The organism is Pseudoalteromonas sp. NZS127_1 (assembly GCF_015864295.1).
Taxonomy (GTDB): domain Bacteria; phylum Pseudomonadota; class Gammaproteobacteria; order Enterobacterales; family Alteromonadaceae; genus Pseudoalteromonas; species Pseudoalteromonas arctica.
Window position 1 is genome coordinate 733056 of the sequence record NZ_JADYXO010000001.1, and the last position, 8837, is coordinate 741892.

The window sequence follows — 8837 nt, forward strand, 5'->3', positions numbered from 1 at the left end:
ATGAAACTTGCAATGCGTAACTACCCTAACAGGCTAAAACGTGGCTTTACTCGCCAAGGCCCCGACTATCGCTTTGACGACCAAGTCGACTTTAGCGATATAAGAGATACCTTTGGCTTTAGATCAATGGTCGTCGGTAAATGGGTAACTAAAGAAGAGCGCTACATTAGCGCTAATTTAATTTACGATGCACTGGCCGACCTTGCACAAATACTGCATTTACCGCCCAAAGCTATTGGTCTTCGTGGCAAACTTAATTTTGCATTTGGGCATGGCGGTCAAAAAGGTGTACAAGCGCATTATAATGCAGCTTCTCAAACGCTTGCCCTTGCAAAAAATGCAGGCGGTGGTGCACTTGCTCACGAATGGTTTCATGCGTTTGACCATCATATAAGCGAGCATTTATTTGCAGCAAAACCACGATTTGGTTTTGCCTCAAAATTATGGCTTTCAAACACGCCTAATTTATCGCATCCACTTAATAATGCTTTGAACAGTTTTTATAAACATGTATTTTTAGATGAGCACGGCGTTGATGCAAATAACTTTGTACAAACGTGTATAGAACACGATAAAGCCCACAATATGAATTATATGAGCATGCCAGAAGAGCTTGCAGCACGGTGTTTTGAAGCCTGTATTGAGCAGCATTCAAATATAAAAAATAGCTTTTTAGTGGGGGGCTTACAAAGTAGTAATTTAATATACCCAAATATTGGGCATATTAATAAAGCAAATGAAGCGCTTAACCAGTACTTTGAACTACTGGGTTATGCGCTTCATAAAATGGATTAAATCAGCTCTTAAAGTGATGCTTAGCTAAACCATTACCTGTACTAATGGTTAGCGAACTAAATCTAGTAATTTGTCTGTGCTCTGAACATTACAATAACCAAAGCTCAATGCAGCCATAAATGCATGATGAACATTATGTGCAGATACTACCACCCCATTAAATTCAAGATCTAATGTAGCACAAGCATCATGTGCTACATGACATTCATAGCCAAAATCTACTGCAGCACAAGTGACAGCATCAATACACATATGGCTCATAGCACCAACAATAATCAACCTTTCAACGTTGAGCTCTTCTAGTACTCTTTGTAAATCTGTATCGCGAAAACTATTTATTTGATGCTTTAAAACGACCGGCTCACCTTCAATTGGAGTAACCGTAGGATGGATTTTCGCACCATCAGAGTTAGGCACAAAGAACGGAGCCTCGTCAGAAGGAAACTCATGACGAACATGAACTACAGGCATACCATTATCACGAAATTGAGCTAGTAGTATTGCTGCATTTTCTGAGGCTTTTTCAGTTCCAGACAGAGGCCATTTAGCTCCTTCGAATGTAGAGTAATAATCGTTTTGTAAATCAATAAGTAGTAATGCTATGTTAGACATAATAATCTCTCTTATGTTGTTTAGGTTATCTGTTGAGACTATTATGCAAAACATCAACTCATTACACCGATGGCGAAATAGCCATAAATCAGTTTAAAAATGACAAAGCATGTTCAGATCACAATTATCGACTACCCCAACGCCCTACAAAGTGCAGTACAAGGCTTTAAAGAGTTATTTTTTTTGGCAAACAGGATAGTTATAGAAAGCCAGCTTGAAGTTCAGTTCTCTGTAAAGGTCATTCAGCCCGATATAGATTTAGATGGGATGAGCCAAAATGATATTATTATTCTCCCACCAAACTTAGATGGTGATTATTTCTTCACGCCTCAACCCAAGTTGTTGCAATACCTCAACGAGGCTCATCAAAAAGGGACTATATTATGCTCTGCTTGCGCTGGTGCATTTATACTTGCCAAAACAGGCTTATTAAATAATCGTGTTGCTACAACACATTGGCAATTAGCTGATGAATTTCATGAGGCATTCCCTAAAGTATCTCTTGAGATTGAAAGTTTACTAATTAATGACGGTGATATTATTAGCGCAGGTGGGCTGATGTCATGGATTGATCTAGGGCTAGAAATCGTGGCTCAATTCACAAAACCACACGTTATGCGTACACTTGGAAAGTTTCTTATCGTTGATACGGGTAGAAGAGAACAACGCTATTACGGTAGTTTTTCGCCAAAACTTAATCACGGGAATAAACAAATATTACTAGTTCAGCATTTCATTCAAGCAAATTATAGTAAAACACTGAATGTTTCTGTACTAGCAGCTTTGGCCTGTATGAGCGAGCGAACATTTCTTCGACAATTTACCCATGCCACAACATTAAAGCCGATACAGTATATTCAAAAAATAAGAGTGCAAAAGGCATGTGAGCTATTAGAATCGACCACTCACAGTTTTGAGCGAGTGGCTCTGAATATTGGCTATGACGATGTAAACAGTTTTCGCAAAGTATTTATTAAGATAATCGGATTAAGCCCTACGGCGTTTAAAGAAAGATTTGTTTGAATAGATAGTACCAAAGGGAAGAATCATTAATTACCGTTGTATTCTCACTTCACTATTAAAATAAATGGCTATTATTGTAAATATTGAATTAAAGGTATAAAGCTTTCATCTTTATACTTAGCAAACTTGTTGCACCCACTTAATAAAGCAAATGAAGCGCTTAACCAGTATTTTGCACTACTGGGTTATGCGCTTCATAAAATGGACGAATAAAAGCTTTATTTAGTGGTTACTTATCGTCACTAATACGACTTGCTACTGCACTGTTTTGATCTTTATATTTTGCATCTTTACGGATGTTGTATGGGTTTTCACACGGGCCCGATAGCATTTCAAAGCTCATAGCCCCAATTTTCATCAGTGGGCGAAGCGCCAGTGGTAATTTACCTGAGTTGTAAAACTCTAAAACAATATTACCGCTCCAGCCTGGGTCTATTCGGTGCGCAGTTACATGCACCATTAAACCTAAACGTGCAAGCGACGAGCGTCCATCTAACCACCCTACTATGTCTGCTGGCAACGTTACTTTTTCGTGTGTAATAGCTAGAGCAAGCTCACCTGGGTGTAAAAAGAATGCTTCACCTTCATCAAGCACTATTTCTTCACTCATGATTGATTCCATTGCTTTATTTAACTGATCTTTTGGACCACTTAAATCGACGTATGCCGCGTTGTGTGCATTAAAAGTTCTAAATTTATTACCTAATCGCAAATCGGCAGTTACGCCTGAAATCATGTCACTTGTTGGCGCAGGCTCAATAACAATGCGACCATCGCTTAGGTATTCATTAATATGTGTGTCTGAAAGTCTCATTATTTATTAATCTTCTGTAATCACAATTTCAATTGCATTGTGATGCTGTTGATAATAGAGCGTGCTGGCTATAAGCCTCGCTGCTGCGCTGTATGTTTTGCTTATTGCCGCGTCGTTATCGTTTGCAATAAGTTTACCTTGCTCAGAATACTCACGTATATCTATTGCAAGTGGAATATGGCTAAGTACTGGCACGCCATGCTTGTGCGCCAGCTTTTGTGCACCGTCTTTACCAAATACGTGATTTGCCTCACCGCAGTGGCTGCAAATGTAGTGGCTCATATTTTCTATTAAGCCTAGCACCGGCACGTTTACTTTATTAAACATAGCAATGCCTTTTTGTGCATCGGCTAGCGCTAAGTCTTGCGGCGTAGTGACAATAACAGTGCCACTCGCTGGTACTTTTTGGCTCATTGTAAGTTGAATATCACCAGTGCCCGGTGGCATATCAACAATTAAGTAGTCAAGCTCGCCCCAATCAGTCTCGTTAAGTAACTGACTCAGCGCGCCAGACGCCATTGGCCCACGCCATACGGTGGCATCATCACTTGGCACTAAAAAGCCAATTGACTGCGCTTTAATGCCGTTGGCATCAAAAGGCTGTAGCTGTTTGTTATCTTTAGTGACGGGCTCTGCGCCCACCAAGCCTAAAAGCATTGGAATCGACGGGCCATAAATATCGGCGTCTAAAATACCGACCTTCGCGCCTTCGTTTTTAAGGGCGCCCGCCAAGTTAACAGCAGTAGTCGACTTACCTACTCCGCCTTTGCCTGAGGCAATAAGCACAATATGCTTAATCGCCTTAAATTTAGCCGCCTCTTTAATGGTAACCTTGGCGCTAATTGTTACAGGCACATTTAAGCTTTCACTTACGTGTAGCTCAACTAAAGGCATTTCTGATTGCCCAGCAAATGGCAGGGTTAATTTAATGTGTAGTGATTTATCGTCATTTTGAGTAATAGTATTAATGAAGCTTTCGTCAATACCGACGGCAAAAGCCGCACTACGATATGCCGCTAAGGCAGTAATAATCGGTTGTTTTTGCACCGATTTAGAAGAGAATAGTTTCGACAGTCCAAACATAGCAATTAAATAGCGTTTCTTTGATGAAAAGTGCCACGGAATTATGTAACATTCAGGGCATTAACACCAGTCAATTAATAAAAATCCATAAGCTGTGCGCACTCTAAGCAGATAGCTTGTAGATAAATTAATGATAATTGCCGTTTGTATAATAAAAACGGCGTTTTATCCTCAATTCGGAATGATTATGACGCAGCGAAAGATCCTGATTACCAGCGCATTACCTTATGCAAATGGCCCTACTCACCTAGGTCATTTATTGGAATATATTCAAACTGATATTTGGTCACGTTTTCAAAAACTACAGGGCCACGAAGCTTATTATGTTTGCGCAGACGATGCCCACGGCACGCCAATTATGCTTAATGCGCAAAAGCAAGGGATCACGCCTGAAGAAATGGTAAAACAAGTGAGCATAGAGCGCCAACGCGACTTCGCTGACTTTAATATCAAATTTGATAACTACCACAGCACGCATAGCCAAGAAAACAAAGAATTAAGCGAACTTATTTATAGCCGCCTAAACGATGCCGGTCATATTAAAAAGCACACTATTTCGCAATTATTCGATCCAGAAAAAGGTATTTTCTTACCCGATCGTTTTGTAACTGGTACTTGCCCAACGTGTAAATCTGAAAACCAAAACGGCGACAGTTGTGATTCGTGTGGTGCTACATACAGCCCTACCGAACTCATTAATCCGCGTTCTGTAATGTCAGGTGCAGAGCCTGTACTTAAAGATTCTGAACATTACTTTTTTGACCTGCCAGCATTTGAAGGCATGCTAAAAGAGTGGTTACACTCGGGCACTATTCAACAAGAAATGGCTAACAAGCTAGACGAATGGTTTACCGATGGCCTGCAGCAGTGGGATATTAGCCGTGATGCGCCTTACTTTGGTTTTGAAATTCCAAATGCACCGGGCAAATATTTTTACGTTTGGTTAGATGCACCTATTGGTTACATGGCGAGCTTTAAAAACCTATGTGATAAAAAAGGCATCAACTTTGATGAGTTTTGGGCTGAAGGTTCAGACGCTGAGCTTTATCACTTTATTGGTAAAGACATCATTTATTTCCACAGCTTATTTTGGCCAGCAATGTTAGAAGGCGCTAATTTTAGAAAGCCAACTAACGTATTCGCTCATGGTTTTGTTACTGTAAATGGCGAAAAAATGTCTAAATCAAAGGGTACGTTTATTAAAGCGCGTACTTATTTAGATAACTTAAACCCAGAGTACTTACGTTACTACTACGCAGCAAAATTAAGCAGCGGTATTGTTGATCTTGATTTAAACCTAGAAGACTTTGCACAACGCGTAAATTCAGACCTAGTAGGTAAAGTAGTAAACATAGCGAGCCGTTGTGCTGGCTTTATTACTAAAAAGTTTGATGGCAAGCTAAGCAGCACTATTATGCAACCAGAGCTGTTAGCAGAGTTTCAAGCGGCTGCACCTAGCATTACAACACACTATGAGAACCGCGATTACAGCCGCGCAATTCGCGAAATAATGGCGCTTGCCGACAAAGCAAACCAATTTATTGATGGCGCAGCACCTTGGGTATTAATTAAAGACGAAACTAAGCAACAAGAAGCACACGAAGTGTGTTCTCTTGGTCTTAACTTGTTCCGCGTTTTAATTACTTACTTAAAACCAGTGCTACCAGAAATGGCCGACAACGTACAAGCATTTTTAAATGACGACCTTGCATGGGACGGCGTTCAAAATGCTCTCGTAAGCCACCCTATCAATAAATTTAAACCGTTAATGCAGCGTGTTGAAATGGATAAAGTAAATAAAATGGTTGAAGAATCTAAAGAAAGCTTAGCGCCAAAAGTAACTATTGACCCTAACAGCCCACTTGCAAAAGAGCCGATTAGCGACGAAATAGAATTTGATGACTTTGCAAAAGTAGACTTACGCGTAGCTAAAATTGCTAAAGCAGAGCACGTAGAAGGCGCTGATAAACTACTTAAGCTAACACTTGATTTAGGCGGCGAAACTCGCCAAGTGTTTGCAGGTATTAAATCAGCTTACGCACCAGAGGATCTCGAAGGTAAGTTAACCGTTATGGTCGCTAACCTTAAGCCTCGTAAAATGCGCTTTGGTATGTCTGAGGGCATGGTATTAGCAGCAGGTCCTGGCGGAAAAGAAATTTATATTCTTAACCCAGATGACGGCTCAGAGCCTGGTATGCGCGTAATGTAATATTACTCATACAATAAAAACCGCTGATACATCAGCGGTTTTTTTATGGGCTTCCCTATTTGCTTTATAAGCATTATTTAAATAATATCAGTGTATTAAAATATTTTTTAGATCAACAACCATGACCAGCAACCTTGATACCCAAAGACTAAATACCAGTGCGCTAATCAAGCAATATAAGTTACTCGCAATCTTACGCTTAAAACAACAAAGCGACGTAGCTCCATTAATTGATTGCTTAGTTAATGCAGGCATAAACGCACTCGAAATCACTTCAAACACGCCTGGCTTTGAGCAAGAAATAACAAAAGCACGCGCAGCTCATAAAAACGCACTTATTGGTGCAGGCACAATAATTAACACCACCCTTGCTCAGCAAGCAATTGATGCAGGCGCGCAGTTTATTGTAACGCCAAATACCAACAAATCGGTTGTCGAACTTGCCCACCAGCACGGGTTGCCGGTATTAATGGGCGCGCTAACACCTACCGATGTAGCAAATGCAATTGAATATAAGGCAGATATTATTAAGGTATTTCCTGCGGGCAGTATGGGCGTTGGTTACTTTAAAGCATTAACAGGTCCATTTTCAGAAGCACAATTAATACCTGTTGGTGGTGTGAATTTAGATAATTTATCACAATGGTTTGAAGCAGGTGCTTGTGGCGCGGCAGTAAGTGGCGATTTTTGTAAGGTATTAAATACCGAACAAGAGCGTAGCCACCTTACCAAGCTTGTAAAAAACTATATAAGTAAACTGCCTAAATAGGCAGTTTATTTTATTTATAAAATAGCCAAATGTGTGCTCATAAAATTTGATTGGGCGCTATACAAAATTAATTACTACTAATTAATTCAGCTTTTTCAATACGCGATCTTTTCTTGGTAGGTAATAATTATCGTAATCAAGTGACACTATAACGCGTTCTGCTTTTCCTAATAACTCGTTACGCGGAATTAAACCTATTACACGCGAGTCAGCGCTATTGTCGCGGTTATCGCCCATTGCTAAGTAATAATCATCAGGAATTGTAATTGCATCAAACCCCGATAAACGTGAAGGAATATTTGCCACTCTTATCGAATGCTCTAATCCGTTTAAATTTTCAATTTTATCAAGCGAGTCTATGTTGCTTCGCTGATCTGCATAATTAAGTTTTTTACCATTAATAATGAGCTCATTATTTTCAAGCGCAACGGTGTCTCCTTGCACACCAATTACACGTTTAATTAAACGGTTATCGGCAGCTTGTGAGTCAAAAACAATAATATCACCAGCTTGTGGATCCGCTAATTTAAGTAATTTTATGTGCGTAAATGGGACGCGAATATCGTAGGCCATTTTATCGGTAAGTATTCTGTCACCTTCTTGAATTGTCGGTTTCATTGAGCCTGTTGGCACTTCGTACCAATCGGCAACAGCGCTTCTAAATACGCTCATCAGTGCAATAAATACGATAAGAGAGCGGTTATTTTTCCAAAACTTATAAACTAATTTCATGCCTATTCCCTTCAATTGAACAAGTCTTTAATTGAGTAACTATTTATATGACTTTGCTAACTAGCTGCAGTTCAATCAATGATGTAACAAAACATGTTGACTACTAATTTTAATTGATCGATTAAATTTAGAGCGTCGTAACATTTAACGAAACCAACGGGTATTAACTTAAAGGAAAATAAAATGTTTAAGAAAATTACTACTGCATTATTGTTTACAACTGCAAGCCTTGGATTTACTACAATGGCTTATGCTGATCATCATGGTATGAAAAAAGACGTTGTTGAAGTAGCCGTTGAAAATGGTTCGTTCACTACTCTTGTTGCTGCTGTTAAAGCCGCAGGTTTAGTTGAAACACTGCAAGGTAAAGGACCATTTACTATTTTTGCACCAACAGATGCTGCATTTTCTAAATTACCTGAAGGCACTGTTGAAATGCTACTCAAGCCTGAAAACAAAGACAAGCTAACGGCGGTATTAACTTATCACGTAGTGTCTGGAAAAGTGATGGGAGCCGATGTAATGAAGGTAGACAGTGCGAAAACACTACAAGGCCAATCAGTTATGGTTAAAGCCGACAGCATGGGCGTAATGATAAATGATGCTAAAGTTGTAAAAGCTGATGTAAAAGCAAGCAACGGCGTAATTCATGTTATCGACACCGTACTACTTCCAAAAGAGTAGTCATAAAAGAATAAGTCAAATAAAAAAGCATAAGTAAATGAGGGCGTTCAGAATTCTGTGTCAGCCTAAATTGCTAAATATCTAGCACACCATCTAACCTACCTTCGAAGTGGATG

General features: G+C 39.6%; 9 protein-coding genes. 5 read left to right on the forward strand and 4 right to left on the reverse strand.

Going from position 1 to position 8837, the window contains the following annotated elements; translation table 11 throughout:
• Positions 1-12: 12 nt before the first annotated feature.
• On the forward strand, positions 13-795 hold the full coding sequence (locus I6F50_RS03020) for a CLCA_X family protein (protein WP_165727525.1): 783 nt from the start codon (positions 13-15) through the stop codon (positions 793-795).
• Between the two features lie 48 nt (positions 796-843).
• Here the strand turns inward: I6F50_RS03020 and I6F50_RS03025 are convergent, their stop codons facing one another.
• Positions 844-1407: a cysteine hydrolase family protein gene (locus I6F50_RS03025; RefSeq protein WP_197175279.1), complete on the reverse strand. Its 564-nt coding sequence runs from the start codon at positions 1405-1407 to the stop codon at positions 844-846.
• A 99-nt stretch (positions 1408-1506) separates the two neighbouring features.
• Here I6F50_RS03025 and I6F50_RS03030 point away from each other — a divergent pair, with 99 nt between their 5' ends.
• Entirely contained in the window at positions 1507-2430 is a 924-nt protein-coding gene (locus tag I6F50_RS03030; protein WP_166421413.1) for a GlxA family transcriptional regulator, read from the forward strand.
• Positions 2431-2659: 229 nt separating this feature from the next.
• Here I6F50_RS03030 and dcd read toward each other — a convergent pair whose 3' ends face one another.
• Positions 2660-3244: a dCTP deaminase gene (gene dcd, locus I6F50_RS03035; protein ID WP_007582539.1), complete on the reverse strand. Its 585-nt coding sequence runs from the start codon at positions 3242-3244 to the stop codon at positions 2660-2662.
• Positions 3245-3250: 6 nt separating this feature from the next.
• Positions 3251-4327, reverse strand: a complete 1077-nt coding sequence (gene apbC, locus I6F50_RS03040; RefSeq protein ID WP_197175281.1) for an iron-sulfur cluster carrier protein ApbC — start codon at positions 4325-4327, stop codon at positions 3251-3253.
• 187 nt (positions 4328-4514) lie between these two features.
• Here apbC and metG point away from each other — a divergent pair, with 187 nt between their 5' ends.
• Together metG and I6F50_RS03050 are read left to right on the forward strand one after the other, a co-directional pair.
• Positions 4515-6536, forward strand: coding sequence for a methionine--tRNA ligase (gene metG / locus I6F50_RS03045; protein ID WP_197175283.1), 2022 nt, complete (start codon positions 4515-4517; stop codon positions 6534-6536).
• 121 nt (positions 6537-6657) lie between these two features.
• A complete protein-coding gene (locus I6F50_RS03050) occupies positions 6658-7305 on the forward strand; it encodes a bifunctional 4-hydroxy-2-oxoglutarate aldolase/2-dehydro-3-deoxy-phosphogluconate aldolase (protein WP_165727382.1) in 648 nt (215 codons plus the stop codon).
• 81 nt (positions 7306-7386) lie between these two features.
• Here I6F50_RS03050 and lepB read toward each other — a convergent pair whose 3' ends face one another.
• On the reverse strand, positions 7387-8037 hold the full coding sequence (lepB, locus tag I6F50_RS03055; protein WP_197175285.1) for a signal peptidase I: 651 nt from the start codon (positions 8035-8037) through the stop codon (positions 7387-7389).
• 183 nt (positions 8038-8220) lie between these two features.
• Here lepB and I6F50_RS03060 point away from each other — a divergent pair, with 183 nt between their 5' ends.
• On the forward strand, positions 8221-8721 hold the full coding sequence (locus I6F50_RS03060; RefSeq protein WP_165727380.1) for a fasciclin domain-containing protein: 501 nt from the start codon (positions 8221-8223) through the stop codon (positions 8719-8721).
• The last annotated feature ends 116 nt before the right edge of the window (positions 8722-8837 follow it).